We start from the raw sequence: 16,672 nt of genomic DNA, 5'->3' as shown, positions 1-16,672 counted from the left end.
CCGCTGCTCAACTCGCTCGAAACTGTCGGTGCCCGCATCTAGTCTTTGCCGACGTGGGTGAAGACCTGATGATCTCGGCGAGAGGGCTGCGCAAGTCGTTCGGCGACTTCGAGGCGGTGCGTGGCATCGACGTCTCGGTGCGGCCCGGGGTGGCCTTCGGCTTCCTCGGACCCAACGGCGCCGGCAAGTCCTCGACCATGCGGATGATCTGCTGCGTCTCCCCGCCGAGCGACGGAGAGCTCCGGGTCTTCGGGATGGACCCGGGCAAGGACGGGCCGAAGATCAAGGCCCGGCTCGGGGTGTGCCCGCAGGAGGACACCCTCGACGTCGAGCTCAACGTCTACGACAACCTCTACGTCTACGGCCGCTACTTCGGGCTGCCGCGGGCCGAGGTCAAGGGCCGGATCGAGGAGCTTCTCGACTTCGTCCAGCTCACCGAGAAGGCCAAGGCGAAGGTCGACGACCTCTCCGGCGGGATGAAGCGCCGGCTCACCATCGCCCGGAGCCTGATCAACCGGCCCGAGATCCTGGTGCTCGACGAGCCGACCACCGGTCTGGACCCGCAGGCCCGCCACGTCATCTGGGACCGGCTCTTCCGGCTCAAGCAGGCGGGCGTGACCCTGCTGCTGACCACCCACTACATGGACGAGGCCGAGCAGCTGTGCGATGAGCTCGTCGTGATGGACCAGGGCCGGATCGTCGCCCACGGCACGCCGCTGGGCCTGATCCAGGAGCACTCCACCCGCGAGGTCGCCGAGCTGCGCTTCGGCGTCGGCGAGCACGAGGCGCTCGCCGCCAAGGTCGAGGACCTCGCCGAGCGGATCGAGGTGCTGCCCGACCGGCTGCTGCTCTACAGCGACAACGGCGAGGCAGTCATCGAGGCCGTCCACAGCCGCGACCTGGCCCCCGTGGCGACCCTGGTGCGGCGCTCCTCGCTCGAGGACGTCTTCCTGCACCTCACCGGCCGGACGCTGGTGGACTGATGACCGACTACGCAGACGCGGGCCCGGCCACCGCGCCGACCGCGCCCTCGGGCCTGGTCGCCGGTGCGCTGAGGATGGGCGACTACTGGCTCACGGTCCTGGCGCGCACCTGGAAGGGCGGGGTGATCACCACCTTCGTGACCCCCTTCTTCTACGTCCTGGCGCTGGGGGTGCTGCTGGGTGGGTTCGTCGACGCCGACCCGGCCACCCTCGAGGGTGCCTCGACCTACCTGGCGTTCGTGGCTCCGGGCATGGTCGCCGCGCACGCGATGACCATCGCCTTCGCCGACCTCACCTATCCCGTCATGGGCATGCTCAAGTGGCAGCGGATCTACTACTCGATGATCGCCTCGCCTCTCGCGCCGTCCCACATCGTCCTGGCCCAGCTCGGCTGGGTGGTGCTGCGGGCGCTGTTCGCCTGTGGCGTGTTCCTGCTCGTCCTGGCTGCCTTCGGGGTCTTCGAGTCGGTGTGGGGCGTGCTGGCGGCCTGGCTGGTGCAGGGGCTGGTGGCGCTGGCCTTCGCCACGCCGGTGATGCTGTTCTCGCTCTCGATCAAGGGCGAGGAGTCCTTCGCGCTGATCTTCAGGCTGGGGATGATCCCGTTGACGCTGTTCAGCGGCACGTTCTTCCCGATCGGAAACCTCGGGCCGGTGCTCGAGGCGGTCGCGATGGCCTCGCCCCTGTGGCACGGCGTCGACCTGACCCGGATGCTCACCCTCGGCGAGCTCGACTGGGGACCGGTCGCGATCCACCTCGCCTACCTCGGCATCCTGGCGGCCGTGTGCTGGTGGCTGGCCATCCGCAAGCTCGCCGAGAGGCTGGTCTCCTGAGATGGCGATCTTGAATGCCGCGGTGAGCACCGCCGTCGCCCGTCCGCTGCGCGGGGGAGAGGCGGCCAGGCTGCTGCTGTGGCGCAACATCCTGGTCTACCGGCGGGCGTGGCTGGTGTTCGTCACCGGCTTCCTGGAGCCGGTCTTCTATCTGTTCTCGATCGGCATCGGCGTCGGCGCGATCGTCACCGGGTTCACCTACGCCGGCGAACCGATCGAGTATCGCGAGTTCGTCGCGCCCGGGATGATCGCGGCCTCGGCGATGAACGGGTCGCTGCTGGACGCGACGTTCAACTTCTTCTTCAAGCTGAAATACAACAAGCTCTACGACCAGATGCTGGCCACGCCGCTGCGCACGGTCGACATCGCGGTCGGCGAGATCCTCTGGAACCAGCTGCGCAGCGGCATCTACGTCGCCGCGTTCCTGGTGATCATGCTCGCGATGGACCTGGTGCACTCCTGGTGGGCGCTCCTCGTGGTGCCCGCGGCGCTGCTGATCGGGTCGGCCTTCGGGGCCGTGGGCATGGCCCTGACGACCTACATGACCTCCTGGCAGGACTTCGAGAAGATCACTCTCGCGATGATGCCGATGTTCCTGTTCAGCGCCACCTTCTTCCCGATCACGGCCTACCCGGAGTGGTTGCGCTGGATCGTCGAGCTCACGCCGCTCTACCGCGGGGTCGTCCTGTGCCGCGAGCTCACCCTCGGCGTGCCGTCATGGGGGTCACTGGTCTCGGTGGTCTACCTGCTGGCGTTCGGCGCGATCGGGCTCGTCGTCGTGCGGCGCCGGCTCGACGCCCTGCTCCTCACCTGAGTGACAGCAACTCGCGTCTCAAAGGCAGGATCTCCCTCGTGACGGCACGGGCGGGCCGTCAGGATTGACCCATGACCTATGACGCGATCACGCCCGACACCAAGGACTGGACCTGGGTCCTCGACCGGCCCTGCCCGGAGTGTGACTTCGTCGCCGGTGCCGTGACCGCCGACCAGCTTCCGGAGATCGTGCGCGACAACGCGACCTACTGGGAGATCTACCTCGCGGCGGAGAACGCGCGCGTCCGGCCGCGGCCGGGCGTGTGGTCGGCGCTGGAGTACGGCGCTCACGTACGCGACGTCCACCGCGTCTTCGGCGAGCGGCTGCGGCTGATGCTGGCCGAGGACGAGCCCCGGTTCGCCAACTGGGACCAGGACGCGACCGCCCGCGAGGACGACTACGCGAGCCAGGACCCGGCGGTCGTGGCCGAGGAGCTGATGGACGCCGCCGACGCGGTGGCCACCGTCTACGAGAAGGTCCCGCCGGACGCCTGGGGCCGCCGCGGGATCCGGTCCAACGGCGACGTGTTCAGCGTCGAGTCGCTGGGCCGCTACCACCTCCACGACGTCGTCCACCACCTGTGGGACGTACGCTCGGCCGCCAAGCAGGCGACCGTCGCCGCCTACGACGCCAGCGTCGCCACCTACGTCGCGGGCACCTCGTTCTCCGAGGAGAACCGTTCGGTCCTCGACCGGTTCCTGGCCGAGCTCGAGCCCGGCGACCACGTGCTCGAGATCGGCACCGGGCCGGGCCACGACGCGAAGGCCCTGGAGGCCGGGGGAGTGCGGGTGCGGCGCACCGACATCAGCGAGGGTTTCGTGGCCCACCTGCGCAAGCAGGGGTACGCCGCGGCCTGCCTGGACCCGCTGACCGACGACCTCCGTGACCCGGTGCACCCCGAGGTCCCCTACGCCGCGGTCTGGGCCTCGGCGACGCTGCTGCACGTGGCCCGCGACGACTTCGGGACCGTGCTCGGCCGGCTCGCGGAGGTCACCCGGCCCGGCGGCGCGCTGCACGTGTCGATGAAGGAGGGCGACGGCGAGGAGTGGACCAACCGCGGCCACGTCGAGGCGCCCCGGCTCTTCGTCTACTGGCGCGAGCCCGAGCTGCGGGCGGCGCTGGACGAGGCCGGCTGGGAGGTGCTCGAGGTCGGGCACGCCGACGGCCGGCTCGGCGACGTCTGGCTCGATGTGCTCGCCCGCCGTCGCGCCTGAGCGAGGCTGAGTAGCATTCGGGACGATGAGACACACGGAGTTCTGGGCGCGGATGGACGATGCGCTCGGCGAAGGCTACGCACGAGCGTGGGCCCGCCAGTTCGTGATGGGTGACCTGGACGGGCGCACCGCCCAGGAGGCCCTGGACGACGGCGTGCCGCCGAAGGAGGTCTGGGCCGCGGTCTGGAAGGCCCTGGAGCTGCCGGCGCGTGAGCGGTGACGCTCGTCGCGCCGACCGCGGTGGCCGCGGTCCAGAAGCGCACCATCCTCACCCTGGTCGCCACCCAGGCGGTCGGCGCGATGGGGATCACCATCGGCATCGCGACCGCCTCGCTGCTGGCGCGCGACCTGTCCGGCTCGGAGTCGATGGCGGGCCTCTCGCAGACGACCCAGGTGCTCGGGGCAGCCGTGGCGGCGTACGTCCTGGGGCGGGTGATGGATGCGCGCGGACGCCGCTTCGGGCTGCTGGCGGGCTACCTGCTCGGGGCGGCCGGGGGACTGCTCGCCGTGCTGGCCGGCGTGGTCGGCTCGATGACGCTGCTGCTGTTCGGCGCGGTGCTCCTGGGCGCGACCACCGCGGCCAACAACGGGGCGCGCTACGCGGCCACCGACCTGGCCCCTGCCCGGAGCCGGGCGCGGGCGCTCTCGGTCGTGGTGTGGGCGACCACGTTCGGAGCGGTGATCGGACCCAACCTGACCGGGGTGGCCGAGGTCTTCTCCGAGGCCGTGGGATCCCGGCGCTCACCGGCCCGTTCGCGATCGGGTCCATCGGGATGCTCGCCGCCGCGCTCGTGGTCGGGGTCTTCCTACGGCCTGACCCGCTGCTGGTCGCCCGGGAGGGCGCCCCGGTCGCGGAGAAGGCGACGGGGACGAGCTGGCGCCGGGCGCTCGCCGCGATCCGGGAGCGGCCGGCGCTCGCGGCGGCCGTCACCGGTCAGGCCGCGGCGCACGCCACGATGGTCGCGGTGATGGTGATGACCCCGCTCCACATGGAGCACGGCGGCGCCGGGCTGGAGGTCATCGGCCTGGTGATCAGCGGTCACGTGCTGGGCATGTTCGCCTTCGCGCCGGTCGCCGGCTGGCTCGCCGACCGCGTCGGCCGGGCCGACGTGATGGCGCTCGGCGGTGGGGTGCTCCTGGTCGCCCTGGTCCTGTGCGCGGCAGCGCCGCAGGGCAGCTCAGGGCGGATCTTCGCCGGGCTCTTCCTGCTCGGCCTCGGCTGGTCGTTCGCCATGATCGCGGCGGCCACCTCGGTCGCCGACCACACCCCGCTCGAGGTCCGCGCCGACGTGCAGGGCAGCGCCGACCTGATCATGGGCGTCGCCGCCGCGGGCGCGGGGGCGCTGTCGGGGGTCGTCGTCGACCTGGCCGGATATCCGGCGCTGGCGCTCGGCACGATCCTGCTGGTCGCGGTGCTGCTCGGGGCTGCGTACGTGGCTCGCCGGTCGGGCTGAGCCGGCCGGCCACACCGGTCGGACGGGCAGGGCCGCCAGGCGACCCTGCCCGCGTCAGGCGTCAGCCGAGGATCTTCTCCATCGTGTCGATCTCGGCCGACTGGGTCTCGATGATGGTGCCGGCCAGGTCGACGGCCGGCTTGAACCGGCCCTCGTCCTGCTGGGTCTCGGACATCTCGATCGCGCCCTCGTGGTGCTCGATCATCATCTCCAGCCACATGTCCTGGAACTCGGCGTCGGACGCCTTCTCCAGCGCCTCCATGTCCTCGGCGGACATCATCCCGGGCATGTCGTGGTCCAGGCCCTCCATCGAGTCGGACATGCTGCTCTCGTCCTCGTCGCCATGGCCCTCGTGGCCGCCGTTGACGTGGTCGCGCATCGTCGAGGGCACCTCCTCGCCCCACTCCTGGAGCCAGCCGGACATGGTCTCGATCTCGGGGCTCTGCGCCGCGCGGATCGCGTCGGCCAGCTCCTGCACCTCGGGGTCGAGGGGACGGTCCATGGTCAGGTCGACCATCGACATCGCCTGGGCGTGGTGCTGGATCATGTCGGTCGCGAAGGCGACGTCGGCCTTGTTGTGCTCGGTCTCCGAGAGCTTCTGTGGCGCCTCGGCCTCCTCGCTGCTGCCACCGCAGGCGGACAGCGTCAGCAGCACGGCCAGGCCGGCTGCGGCCCAGGTCGCGCGGAAGAGGGGACGTTGCGTACGCATCTGTTGTTTCTCCTTGTCGTGTGCTGTTGTCGGGGTCCGTGAAGGACCGCTCAGCACCTGATGACGGAGAAGGCCCACTCCGGCGGCGGGCCGTTCGCGGGATGCATGACGAACGGCGCCGTCCCGTCGATCCGGGACCGGTCGCTGGCTCGGGCGAACCACCAGGCAGGCGTACGCCGCCACAGCCCGCTCAGGAGCAGCACACCGGCCGCGAGCAGGAACGCGGCGCACAGCATCGTCGCCGTGTGCCCGTCGCCGCCCGGCTGTCCGGTGTGGTCGGCTGTGCCGCGGTCGGCGTGATCGGGGTGATCGGCGTGATCGAGGGTGTGGGCGTGGTCCACGTGGGCGGCGGGCAGGCTCAGCCTGCCGTGCTCGCCGTCGGTGCCCGTGCCGTGCAGGCTCAGTGCATGCATGGCCAGCAGGCCGGCCACCGTGACCACGACCGCTGCCAGCAGCGCGGTGCGCGCGACCGCTCGGGGCGTTCGCCGTCGTCGTCGCGCTGCCGTCCACACACCGCACACCCTAGGCAGTCTCGGGCGGTTGGACAAAGCGGGATCCGGGGTCGGATATCGCTTGCGTGCACATACCCCCATGGGGTATGAATTGAGACGTAGGCACCACGAACGATCGAGCAAGGGAGCGACATGACGTCGCATGACGAGCACCTGCACGCCGGGCACGACCACGCCGGACATCAGCACGCGATGCACGAGGGTCACGGCGACCACTCCGGGCATGCCGCCCACGGGGCCCATGGGGCCCACGGGGCGCACGGCGGCGCCGGCGTGAACGCGATGGCGGCCAGCGCCACGCTCCACTGCCTCACCGGGTGTGCGATCGGCGAGATCGCCGGTCTGATGATCGGCACCGCGATCGGACTGAGCACCGGGTGGACGATCGTCCTGGCGGTCGGGCTGGCGTTCCTGTTCGGCTATGCCCTCTCGACCCTGCCGCTGCTGAAGTCGGGTCTCGCGCTCGGTGCGGCGCTCAGCATCGTGCTCGCGGCCGACACGCTCTCGATCGCGACCATGGAGCTCGTCGACAACCTGGTCATGGCGCTGATCCCGGGGGCGATGGAGGCCGGCTTGGTCAACGTCGTGTTCTGGATCGCGATGATGATCGCTCTCTCAGTGGCCTTCGTGGCCGCCTTCCCGGTCAACCGATACCTGCTCCAGCGGGGCAAGGGGCACGCGCTGACGCACGAGTACCACGGCGCGGAGCCGGTCCAGGAGGGCTTCCGCCGCTACATCCCCGCGTTCTCGAGCGGAGCCCTGGCGGCGGTGATCTTCGCCTTCATGCTCGGCGGACTCGCCGTCTCGGCCGCCGCCGAGCTCGGCGACGACCCGGCCCCTGCCGGGCAGATGGAGATGCAGGGCCACTGACGGTCTGGCGGCCCCGACACGCCCGAACAAGTGTTCACATCGAACGCTTGTTCGGGCTAGTGTGTGTGCTAGGTGGAGCTTGGCCCGTGATCTCGTGATCGGCCCAGAAAATGCGGTCGTGAAACACCGTGCCGGAGGGTCCCGTTCAGAAACTGTCGGTGGTCCCGTCTAGCGTCTGCCTTGATGACGACGAAGACACGTGGACAAGCGGCAGGCAGGGGCAAGAAATCTGCTCCTCAGGAAGGAAAGAACATGGCGGCAGGTGACCGCGAGAAGGCATTGGATGCCGCTCTCGCCAACATCGAAAGGCAGTTCGGCAAGGGCTCGGTCATGCGGCTGGGCGACGAGACGAAGGCGCCGCTCGAGGTGATCCCCACCGGGTCGATCGCGCTCGACGTGGCGCTCGGTCTCGGCGGTCTGCCCCGCGGGCGGGTCGTGGAGATCTACGGTCCGGAGTCCTCGGGTAAGACGACGGTCGCGCTGCACGCCGTGGCCAACGCCCAGCGGGCCGGCGGCATCGTGGCGTTCATCGACGCCGAGCACGCGCTCGACCCGGAATACGCGAAGAACCTCGGCGTCGACACCGACGCCCTGCTGGTCTCCCAGCCCGACTCCGGTGAGCAGGCCCTGGAGATCGCCGACATGCTGATCCGCTCGGGCGCGCTCGACCTGATCGTCATCGACTCCGTCGCGGCGCTGGTGCCGCGGGCCGAGATCGAGGGCGAGATGGGCGACAGCCACGTCGGTCTGCAGGCGCGACTGATGAGCCAGGCGCTGCGGAAGATGACCTCGGCGCTCAACAACTCGGGCACGACGGCGATCTTCATCAACCAGCTGCGCGAGAAGATCGGCGTGATGTTCGGCTCGCCCGAGACCACGACCGGTGGTCGCGCGCTGAAGTTCTACTCCTCGGTGCGCCTCGACGTGCGCCGGATCGAGACGCTCAAGGACGGCACCGACATGGTCGGCAACCGCACCCGCGTCAAGGTCGTGAAGAACAAGGTGGCCCCGCCGTTCAAGCAGGCCGAGTTCGACATCATGTACGGGAAGGGCATCTCCCGCGAGGGCGGCCTGATCGACGTCGGTGTCGAGGCCGGCCTGGTCCGCAAGGCCGGCGCTTGGTACACCTACGAGGGCGACCAGCTCGGTCAGGGCAAGGAGAACTCGCGCAACTTCCTCAAGGACAACCCCGACCTGGCCAACGAGCTGGAGAAGCGGATCCTCGAGAAGCTCGGCGTCGTGCCGACGGTCGAGGCGGAGGCCGCGCCCGCGGCCGAGCCCGCCGGTGTCGAGGACTTCTAGGTCCGTCTGATCCGTGGCTTCGTCCAAGCGTGACCGCTCGTCCACCCAGGATCCCTGGGTGGACGAGCGACCCGCGCCCGACTGGCTGGGGGACGTGACCCTCGGTGTCGAGGCCTGGGCCGGAGCCGCGTCGTCGGCTGAGCCGGACTCGCGAGGGACGAGCGAGTCCGTGTCGAAGCCAACACAGTCCCGTCGGCGCAAACCTCGTCCGGCAGACCCAGCCGACCCCAAGAACGACCCCGAGCCCGACCACGAGGCGATCGCCCGCAAGATCCTCCTCGATGCCCTGACCGGCCAGGCGCGCAGCCGCAAGGAGCTCGCCGACAAGCTGGAGAAGAAGGAGGTCCCGCCGGCGCTGGCGACACGGCTGCTGGACCGCTTCGAGGAGGTCGGCCTGATCGACGACGAGGCCTTCGCGAAGGCCTGGATCGCCAGTCGACAGCCCGGCAAGGGCCTGGCCCGACGGGCGCTCGCCCAGGAGCTGCGCCGCAAGGGCATCGACGACGAGGTGGCCCGCGAAGCGCTCGACGAGATCGACCCCGAGGACGAGCGCGAGGCCGGCCGGCGGATGGTCCGGCGCAAGCTGCGCTCCCTGGAGCGCTTCGACGACCAGACCAAGACCCGGCGTCTGGTCGGCATGCTCGCCCGCAAGGGATACGGCGCCGGTGTGGCCTACAGCATCGTTCGCGAGGAGCTCTCGCTCGCCGATGACGATGCCGCCGGCGGTCTCGTGTCAGAATCCGACCTGTGAGTGAGCAGCAAGAGCGCGAGATCCTGACCTACGACCTCTTCGGCACCGCGGTGCGCGAGATCGCCCAGAAGGTCGTCGACAGCGGCTACGAGCCCGACATCGTGCTCTCCATCGCCCGCGGTGGCCTGGCCCTCGGGATGGGCCTCGGCTACGCCCTCGACGTGAAGAACCTCTCCGCGGTCAACGTGGAGTTCTACACCGGCGTCAACGAGCGTCTCGACGTCCCGATCATGCTCCCGCCGACCCCGGCCGCCGTCGACCTGACCGGGATGAAGGTGCTCATCGCCGACGACGTCGCCGACACCGGCAAGACCCTCGAGATCGTCCACGACTTCTGCGAGGGCCACGTCGCCGAGGCTCGCACCGCGGTGATCTTCGAGAAGCCGTGGACGGTGATCAACGCCGACTACGTCTACAAGAAGACCGACCGCTGGATCGACTTCCCGTGGTCCTCCCAGCCGCCGCTCGTCGACCGCCGCGGCGGCAAGGCCCACTGACTCCCCTCACCGCTAGCCTGGGGGCATGTTCACGCCGGTCGCCGTCCACACCGGGACACAGCGTCTCGGTGGCGTGACGCGCCCGGGGGAGAGCTGGGCAGCGGCGGCGACCAGGATCGCCGGGCGACCCGCGTACGCTGTGGACCTCTCCGGCGAGGTGAAGGAGTTCTCCTCCGACCCGATGCCAGTGGTGGCCCTGCGGCCGATGACGCGTGGCGACCTTCCACACCTCATCCGGTGGCTCAACGCCGAGCACGTCCACCGGTGGTACGCGGTCGACGGCGAGCCGACACCCGAGTGGGTCGCGGAGAACTACGGGCCGGACATCGACGGCAAGACGCCGGTGACCTTCTGGGTGATCGAGGTCAACGGGCGCTCGGTCGGCTTCTGCCAGGACTACCGGATCAGCGACGAGCCCGAGTACGCCCTGCTCACCCCCGACCCGGACGCGATCGGCTTCGACTACGCCATCGGGGAGCCGGCCTTCGTCGGCCGCGGCATCGGGCCGCGGATGGCCTGGGTCTGGCTCACCTCGATCCCGCGTCGCTACCCCGGCGCGACGGCCTGCTTCGCGGCCCCTGACCACCGCAACGCGGCCTCGCTGCGGATGCTCGCCAAGGTGGGGTTCGAGCAGGGCACCTGGTTCGACGAGCCGCAGCCCGACGGCTCGACGACCACGATGGTCGGCTGCTCGCTGGATCTGCGCCGCGTTCTCGGGTGAGCCGCTCCGCTGACCCCGGTCGCGGGCCTATCGTCGGGACATGAGCCTTCTCGACGAGCTGCGGCTGCCTGCCGGACCGGTGGACCTGCGGAAGTACGACACCAACTCCGCCCCCGGCGTCGGCGCGGACAAGGAGACCGGCAAGCAGGTGCTCGCCGAGCTCGGCCCGATGCTGCTCGAGCTGCAGACCAAGCTGTTCGCGTCGAAGGAGACCGACGACCCCAGGCGGGTGCTGCTCGTCCTGCAGGGGATGGACACCTCCGGCAAGGGCGGCGTGCTCAAACACACCGTCGGGCTGGTCGACCCGGTGGGCGTGAAGATCACCAGCTTCAAGGCGCCGACCGACGAGGAGCTGTCCCACGACTTCCTGTGGCGGATCGAGAAGGCCGTGCCGGAGCCCGGTTACCTCGGAGTCTTCGACCGCTCCCACTACGAGGACGTGCTGATCGGCCGCGTCCGCGAGCTCGCCACGCCCGTGGAGATCGAGCGGCGCTACGGCGCGATCAACCACTTCGAGAAACAGTTGGCCGACGACGGCACCGTCATCCTCAAGTGCATGCTGCACATCTCGCCCAAGGAGCAGAAGAAGCGGCTGATGGCCCGGCTCGAGGACCCGACGAAGCACTGGAAGTACAACCGCGGCGACGTGGACGAGCGCCAGCTGTGGGACAGCTACCGGGAGGCGTACGAGATTGCGCTGGAGCGCACCAACACCGAGTACGCTCCGTGGTACCTCGTGCCGAGCGACAAGAAGTGGTATCGCAACCTGGCCATCGGCGAGCTGCTCCTGGAGACCCTGGACCGCCTCGATCTCGACTGGCCCGCGCCCAGCTTCGACATCGCCGAGGAGAAGAGACGACTGGAAGAGGACACCATCTCGTGAGTCTGGAGACGGTGCGGGTGACCAGATATGTCACCCCGCTCCGGGAGGGCGGCAGCCTGCCCGGGATCGTGGAGGCCGACGACCTCGGCACCTATGTCTGCAAGTTCCGCGGCGCCGGACAGGGGCTGCGGGTGCTGGTCGCGGAGGTGATCGTCACCGGCCTGTGCCGGGCGCTCGACATCCCGACCCCGGACCAGGTGGTGCTCGACCTCGACCCCGAGATCGCCCGCTACGAGGCCGACGAGGAGGTGCAGGACCTCCTCAACGCGAGCGCCGGGCACAACCTCGGCATCGACTTCCTGGCCGGGGCGTTCGGCTATGACGCCGCCTATGCGCCCGACCCCGCGCTGGCGGGGCGGATCCTGTGGCTGGACGCGCTGATCGCCAACGTCGACCGCTCCTGGCGCAACCCCAACATGCTGCTGTGGAACGGTGCGCTCTACGTCATCGACCACGGCGCCTCGCTCTACTTCCACCACGTCTGGCCCGGCGGAGGCGGCGACCCGGCGCGCTACGCGGCGCAGCCCTTCGACACCTCCGAGCACATCCTGCGTGGCTTCGCCGGCGAGGCGCTCGACCAGAACGACGACCTCGCCGCGCGTCTGGACGACGCGGTGCTGGAGAAGGTGCTCGCCGACGTACCCGACGAGTGGCTCGAACCCGTCCCCGGCTACGACACCCCGGAGTCGCTGCGCGAGCGCTACGTCGCGTTCCTCCGGGCCCGCCTTGACGGCGGTCGTCCGTGGCTGCCCGCCGCCGAGTCCGCACAGGAGGCGTGATGGACGCCTACCAGTACGTCGTGCTCCGCTGCGTACCTCGCCCCGAGCGCGAGGAGTTCCTCAACGTCGGGGTCGTCCTCTACTGCCCCGAGCAGAAGTTCCTCGCCGCGCGGTGGACGCTCGACGAGCAGCGCCTGGCGACCTTCGCCCCCGGTCTCGACCTGTCCCTCGTCCGGGCCGCGCTGGAGTCGGTGGACCTGATCTGCGCCGGTGCCGCCCACGCCGGCTTCGGCGCGGGGATCCGCGCCACGGCGTACGGCAACCGGGCACTCTCCGACAACGAGTCGGCCCGCTTCGGCCTCCTCAAGGCCCCGAAGAGCACCGTCCTGCAGCCCGGCCCCGTCCACGGCGGGGTGACCACCGACGCCGCCGCCGAGCTCGACCGCATCTTCAGCCACCAGATCGCCTGACGGCCGAGACCGCAGTTCTGGCGGCCGAGAATGCAGTTGTGGGCGGCGAAACCACAGTTTCGTCGCCCACAACTACCTATTCGGCGGGATCGATCAGACCGGGACGAGCTCGACCGCGCCCACGGCGTAGCGAGCCAGGATGGTGCGCGCCACCTCGGGGTGGGCGCCCATCGGGTCGCTGACCGCGACGGCGCCGGCCTCGAGAGCCAGCTCCTTGGCGCGGTCGGGCAGCTGCCCGGGAGCCAGGAAGAGCATGCCGACGGCGATGTGGCGGCGGCCCTCGGCACGGAAGGCACGGACGGCCTCGCCGGTCGCGGGCGGAGCGGCCGAGGCGTACGCAGCCACGACCGGCAGCTTGTGGTGGGCACCCCAGATCCGGGCCAGCCGGGCGACGGACTGGTTGGCCAGCGAGTCCGAGGAGCCTGCGGCGGCCAGGACCAGCGCGTCGAGCTCGCGGACCCGGGCGGCCTTCAGGGAGGCCCGCAGGCGCTCGTCGAGCACCTGCAGGAAGACGCTCTCGAGGCCGAGGATCGCGCTGGTGTGGATCCGCAGGCCGGCGTGGCGGGCGGTGGCCTCGGCGATGACCGAGGGTACGTCGACACGGGCGTGGAACGCCTCGGTCAGCAGGAGCGGCACGACGACGATCTCGTCGTGGCCGGCCTTGACGAGCTTGTCGATGACGGCCTGGAAACGCGGCCGGGAGTGGTCGAGGAAGGCGGCTTCGATGCGGAGGTCGGGGCGCAGGGCGCGTACCTCGGCAACGAGGGCGTTGATGGTCGCGGCGGACTGCGGATCGCGGCTGCCGTGAGCCAGGGCTACCAGAGCGGGAGCTGCCATTGTCTTCATCCTTCGGGTGTTGCAGGGAAAGTCGGAAAGTCTGTGGTGGAGCGGATCAGGCGTGGATGCCGCACTCGGTCTTGCCGGTGCCGGCCCATCGCCCGCTGCGCGGGTCCTCACCGGGGGCGACCCGGCGGGTGCACGGCGCGCAGCCGATCGAGGGATACCCGTCATAGACGAGCGGGTTCACGAGCACTCCGTTGTCCTCGATATATCGCTCGACCTGCTCGTCGGACCATCGCGCCATCGGCGAGACCTTGACCTTCTGGCGCTTGGCGTCCCAGCCGATGACCGGGGCGATGACCCGGTTCTTCGTCTCCGCGCGGCGCAGGCCGGTGGCCCAGGCGTCGTAGGAGGCGAGCGAGTCGGCCAGGGGCTTGACCTTGCGCAGTGCGCAGCACAGGTCGGGGTCGGTCCGGTAGAGGTCCTTGCCGTACTCCGCGTCCTGCTCGGCGACGCTCTGCACGGGCGTGATCGTCAGCAGGTTGACCGGCATCGTCGCCGCGACGGCGTCACGGGTGCCGATCGTCTCGATGAAGTGGTAGCCGGTGTCGAGGAAGACCACGTCGATCCCGGGTACGACCTTCGAGGCAAGATGCGCGAGGACCGCGTCACCCATCGAGGACGTGATCGCGAACCGCTCGCCGAAGGTGGCGGCGGCCCACTCGATGATCGTCTCGGCCGGAGCGAGCTCGAGCTCGGCTCCCCAGTGGGAGACGATCTCGCGCAGCTCCTCGGGCGTACGTCCCTCGGTGTCCACCGCGCGGTTGGCCCGGGCGGCTGCTGTGCTGACGCTCATCCGTGAGCCTCCTTGGTGACGGTCCGAGAGATCTGTCCCAACGACTTCAGCTGGAAGGCCCGCAGGCAGGCGCGGCACTCCCAGGACCCGTGCGCCGCCTCGTGCGGCCACAGGTCGGTCTCGCCGCAGAAGGGGCAATGGAACGGCGTACCTGCTCGAGAGCTCATGCGGGCACCTCACTCAGGGTCTTCTCGCCGCGCAGCAGCACCTCGTCGGCCCGCGCGGTCCAGGCCGAGAACGTCTCGCCCTCGGTCCGGTCGGCCAGGTAGTTGACCACCAGCGCGGAGATGTAGTCGTCGAGCCCGGCCGAGGTGACCTTGTGGGCCCGCAGCTTGCGGCCGAAGTTGGCGGTCAGCCCGGTCGCGCCGCCGAGGTGGACCTGGAAGCCCTCGACCTGGTTGCCGTCGTCGTCGAGGACGAGCTGGCCCTTGAGCCCGATGTCGGCGACCTGGGTGCGGGCGCAGGCGTTGGGGCAGCCGTTGACGTTGACGGTGATGGAGGCGTCGAGCTCGGGGAACCGCGACTCGAGCGAGGCGATCAGGTCGCGGGCGCGGTCCTTGGTGTCGACGATCGCGAGCTTGCAGAACTCGATGCCGGTGCAGGCCATCGTGTTCTGGCGCCAGTTGGAGGGCCGGGCCGAGAAGCCGATCGCGTCCAGCGCGGTGACCAGGTCCTCGACGACCTCGGGCGAGACCCCGATCAGCACGATCTTCTGGTACGGCGTGAGCCGGGCGCCCTCGACGGCGAACCTCTCCATGACGTCGGCGAGCTCGACCAGGTGGGTGCCGGAGATGCGGCCGGCGATCGGGGCGACCCCGACGTACTTCTTGCCGTCCTTCTGGTCGTGTATGCCGACGTGGTCGCGATGGCCCAGCGGCGACTCGGGGGAGGGGTTGGAGATCAGCTCACGGTCGAGGTACTCGTTCTCGAGCACCTCGCGGAACTTCTCCTTGCCCCAGTCGGCGACCAGGAACTTCAGGCGCGCCCGCGAGCGCAGCCGGCGGTAGCCGTAGTCGCGGAAGATGCCGGCGACGCCGGCCCACACGTCGGCGACCTCCTCGAGTGGCACCCACACGCCGAGCTTCTCGGCCAGGCGCGGGTTGGTGGAGAGACCACCGCCGACCCAGACGTCGAAGCCGGGACCGTGCTCGGGGTGGACGGTGCCGACGAAGGCGACGTCGTTGATCTCGGGCGCCACGTCGTGCGACGGGTGGCCGGTCAGCGCAGTCTTGAACTTGCGCGGGAAGTTCGAGAAGGCCGGGTCGCCCAGGTAGCGCGACTCGATCTCGCGCAGCGCCGAGGTGCCGTCGATGATCTCGTCGGCGGCGACGCCGGCGACAGGGGAGCCGAGGAACGGGCGCGGCGAGTCACCGCAGGCCTCGGTCGAGTGCAGCCCGACCTCCTCCAGGCGCGACCAGATCTCCGGGACGTTCTCGATCTCGATCCAGTGGTACTGGATGTTCTCGCGGTCGGTGATGTCGGCCGTGTTCCGGGCGAAGTCGATGCCGATCTGACCGAGCGTGCGCACCGCAGCGGAGGAGAGCAGCTTGCCGTCGGAGCGGACCCGCATCATGAAGTAGCGGTCGTCGAGCTCCTCTTCCTCGAGGATCGCCGTCTTGCCGCCGTCGATCCCGGGCTTGCGCTGGGTGTAGAGGCCGAACCAGCGGAAGCGGCCGCGCATGTCCGCCGGGTCGATCGAGTCGAACCCGCGCTTGGAGTAGGTGTAGAGGATCCGGTCGCGAACGTTGAGCGGGTCGTCGTTCTTCTTCGACTCCTCGTTCTTGTTCAGCGGCTCGGTGTAGCCGAGAGCCCACTGACCCTCGCCCTTCTTGGGCCGGGGGATCTCGGTCCGGGTGGCGCGCTTGGCCTGAAACCGGTTGTCGCTCATGTCAGAGAAACCTTTGCGTCGGTCGTGGACGCACGGCGGAGCAGGGACGTGCTCGCGGCGAGCGCCCGGGATGTCTGTCGGGCGGCGGGCCAGCGGCTCGACGCGGTGGGATGCGGAGCGCTGGGCGTCAGTGGCGCCAACAGATCGAGCTGCGGATGCGGCAATAGTCCACGTGGCGTCGAACCACGAGGTGCGCATGTGTTGCAGCAGTGACCATGTCAAGGAGTCTCAGGTAGCGGACGGCCGTCACGCAATCTGGAATCCCGATATATGAGACGTCGGTCCGTTATGTGGGACGTTCTCGCTTGTTCACGCGTGCGATGTGTCGGAGGTCACCATCTGGTCACGCTTCCTTAACTCGGTTGAGGGCCCGGCCATTCCCGTGGGCGGTGATAGGGGACGTACGCAACGCACCGGGC

General features: G+C 69.8%; 21 protein-coding genes. 15 read left to right on the top strand and 6 right to left on the bottom strand.

Translation table 11 applies throughout. The features are described 5' to 3' along the window. Positions 1–53: 53 nt before the first annotated feature. From G5C66_RS11595 to G5C66_RS25970, 7 genes are all read left to right on the top strand, one after another. Positions 54–983: an ABC transporter ATP-binding protein gene (locus G5C66_RS11595; protein WP_478354318.1), complete on the top strand. Its 930-nt coding sequence runs from the start codon at positions 54–56 to the stop codon at positions 981–983. Then, positions 983–1,813, top strand: coding sequence for an ABC transporter permease (locus tag G5C66_RS11590; protein WP_165111113.1), 831 nt, complete (start codon positions 983–985; stop codon positions 1,811–1,813). The genes G5C66_RS11595 and G5C66_RS11590 overlap by 1 nt, the downstream gene beginning before the upstream one ends. Position 1,814: 1 nt before the next feature. Next, positions 1,815–2,627: an ABC transporter permease gene (locus G5C66_RS11585; protein ID WP_165111112.1), complete on the top strand. Its 813-nt coding sequence runs from the start codon at positions 1,815–1,817 to the stop codon at positions 2,625–2,627. A 71-nt stretch (positions 2,628–2,698) separates the two neighbouring features. Next, on the top strand, positions 2,699–3,841 hold the full coding sequence (locus tag G5C66_RS11580; protein ID WP_165111111.1) for a DinB family protein: 1,143 nt from the start codon (positions 2,699–2,701) through the stop codon (positions 3,839–3,841). Positions 3,842–3,866: 25 nt separating this feature from the next. Then, a complete protein-coding gene (locus tag G5C66_RS11575; RefSeq protein ID WP_165111110.1) occupies positions 3,867–4,061 on the top strand; it encodes a DUF3046 domain-containing protein in 195 nt (64 codons plus the stop codon). Then, positions 4,058–4,810, top strand: a complete 753-nt coding sequence (locus tag G5C66_RS26795) for an MFS transporter (protein WP_165111109.1) — start codon at positions 4,058–4,060, stop codon at positions 4,808–4,810. The genes G5C66_RS11575 and G5C66_RS26795 overlap by 4 nt, the downstream gene beginning before the upstream one ends. Continuing rightward, entirely contained in the window at positions 4,798–5,295 is a 498-nt protein-coding gene (locus tag G5C66_RS25970) for an MFS transporter (protein WP_338144145.1), read from the top strand. The genes G5C66_RS26795 and G5C66_RS25970 overlap by 13 nt, the downstream gene beginning before the upstream one ends. A 61-nt stretch (positions 5,296–5,356) precedes the next feature. Here G5C66_RS25970 and G5C66_RS11560 read toward each other — a convergent pair whose 3' ends face one another. Continuing rightward, complete coding sequence (locus G5C66_RS11560; protein WP_165111107.1) at positions 5,357–6,004, bottom strand: DUF305 domain-containing protein; 648 nt, start codon at positions 6,002–6,004, stop codon at positions 5,357–5,359. A gap of 50 nt (positions 6,005–6,054) precedes the next feature. Beyond that, positions 6,055–6,516, bottom strand: a complete 462-nt coding sequence (locus tag G5C66_RS11555) for a DUF6153 family protein (protein WP_165111106.1) — start codon at positions 6,514–6,516, stop codon at positions 6,055–6,057. 132 nt (positions 6,517–6,648) lie between these two features. Between G5C66_RS11555 and G5C66_RS11550 the strand changes: the two genes are divergently transcribed. The 8 genes from G5C66_RS11550 to G5C66_RS11515 all read left to right on the top strand — a co-directional run bounded on the left by G5C66_RS11550 (position 6,649) and on the right by G5C66_RS11515 (position 12,729). Next, positions 6,649–7,386, top strand: coding sequence for a DUF4396 domain-containing protein (locus tag G5C66_RS11550; protein WP_241248436.1), 738 nt, complete (start codon positions 6,649–6,651; stop codon positions 7,384–7,386). Positions 7,387–7,638: 252 nt separating this feature from the next. Beyond that, positions 7,639–8,688: a recombinase RecA gene (gene recA, locus G5C66_RS11545; RefSeq protein WP_165111105.1), complete on the top strand. Its 1,050-nt coding sequence runs from the start codon at positions 7,639–7,641 to the stop codon at positions 8,686–8,688. A 58-nt stretch (positions 8,689–8,746) separates the two neighbouring features. Next, positions 8,747–9,439: a RecX family transcriptional regulator gene (locus tag G5C66_RS11540; protein ID WP_165111104.1), complete on the top strand. Its 693-nt coding sequence runs from the start codon at positions 8,747–8,749 to the stop codon at positions 9,437–9,439. Beyond that, entirely contained in the window at positions 9,436–9,936 is a 501-nt protein-coding gene (locus G5C66_RS11535; protein WP_165111103.1) for a phosphoribosyltransferase family protein, read from the top strand. Before G5C66_RS11540 ends, G5C66_RS11535 begins: the two co-directional genes overlap by 4 nt. 25 nt (positions 9,937–9,961) lie before the next feature. Then, positions 9,962–10,657 (top strand): GNAT family N-acetyltransferase, encoded by a 696-nt coding sequence (locus G5C66_RS11530; RefSeq protein ID WP_165111102.1) that lies wholly within the window; start codon positions 9,962–9,964, stop codon positions 10,655–10,657. Positions 10,658–10,697: 40 nt separating this feature from the next. Further along, entirely contained in the window at positions 10,698–11,540 is an 843-nt protein-coding gene (locus G5C66_RS11525; RefSeq protein WP_165111101.1) for a PPK2 family polyphosphate kinase, read from the top strand. Beyond that, positions 11,537–12,319 carry a HipA family kinase gene (locus tag G5C66_RS11520; RefSeq protein WP_165111100.1) on the top strand — a complete coding sequence of 261 codons (783 nt, stop codon included), beginning with the start codon at positions 11,537–11,539 and terminating at the stop codon, positions 12,317–12,319. Before G5C66_RS11525 ends, G5C66_RS11520 begins: the two co-directional genes overlap by 4 nt. Continuing rightward, entirely contained in the window at positions 12,319–12,729 is a 411-nt protein-coding gene (locus G5C66_RS11515) for a DUF3037 domain-containing protein (protein WP_165111099.1), read from the top strand. The genes G5C66_RS11520 and G5C66_RS11515 overlap by 1 nt, the downstream gene beginning before the upstream one ends. Before the next feature lie 93 nt (positions 12,730–12,822). Here G5C66_RS11515 and G5C66_RS11510 read toward each other — a convergent pair whose 3' ends face one another. Genes G5C66_RS11510 through G5C66_RS11495 form a run of 4 tightly spaced genes read right to left on the bottom strand, consistent with a single transcriptional unit; the run spans position 12,823 to position 16,253 of the window. Then, positions 12,823–13,566 (bottom strand): sirohydrochlorin chelatase, encoded by a 744-nt coding sequence (locus tag G5C66_RS11510; protein ID WP_165111098.1) that lies wholly within the window; start codon positions 13,564–13,566, stop codon positions 12,823–12,825. Between the two features lie 55 nt (positions 13,567–13,621). After that, positions 13,622–14,365, bottom strand: coding sequence for a phosphoadenylyl-sulfate reductase (locus G5C66_RS11505; protein WP_008357240.1), 744 nt, complete (start codon positions 14,363–14,365; stop codon positions 13,622–13,624). Then, positions 14,362–14,532, bottom strand: coding sequence for a hypothetical protein (locus tag G5C66_RS11500; protein ID WP_165111097.1), 171 nt, complete (start codon positions 14,530–14,532; stop codon positions 14,362–14,364). Before G5C66_RS11500 ends, G5C66_RS11505 begins: the two co-directional genes overlap by 4 nt. Next, positions 14,529–16,253 (bottom strand): nitrite/sulfite reductase, encoded by a 1,725-nt coding sequence (locus tag G5C66_RS11495; RefSeq protein WP_165111096.1) that lies wholly within the window; start codon positions 16,251–16,253, stop codon positions 14,529–14,531. Before G5C66_RS11495 ends, G5C66_RS11500 begins: the two co-directional genes overlap by 4 nt. Positions 16,254–16,672 lie beyond the last annotated feature (419 nt).

It is taken from the genome of Nocardioides turkmenicus (assembly GCF_011045035.1).
GTDB classification, from domain to species: Bacteria; Actinomycetota; Actinomycetes; order Propionibacteriales; family Nocardioidaceae; genus Nocardioides; species Nocardioides turkmenicus.
This window is presented reverse-complemented; position numbering and strand designations above follow the sequence as displayed.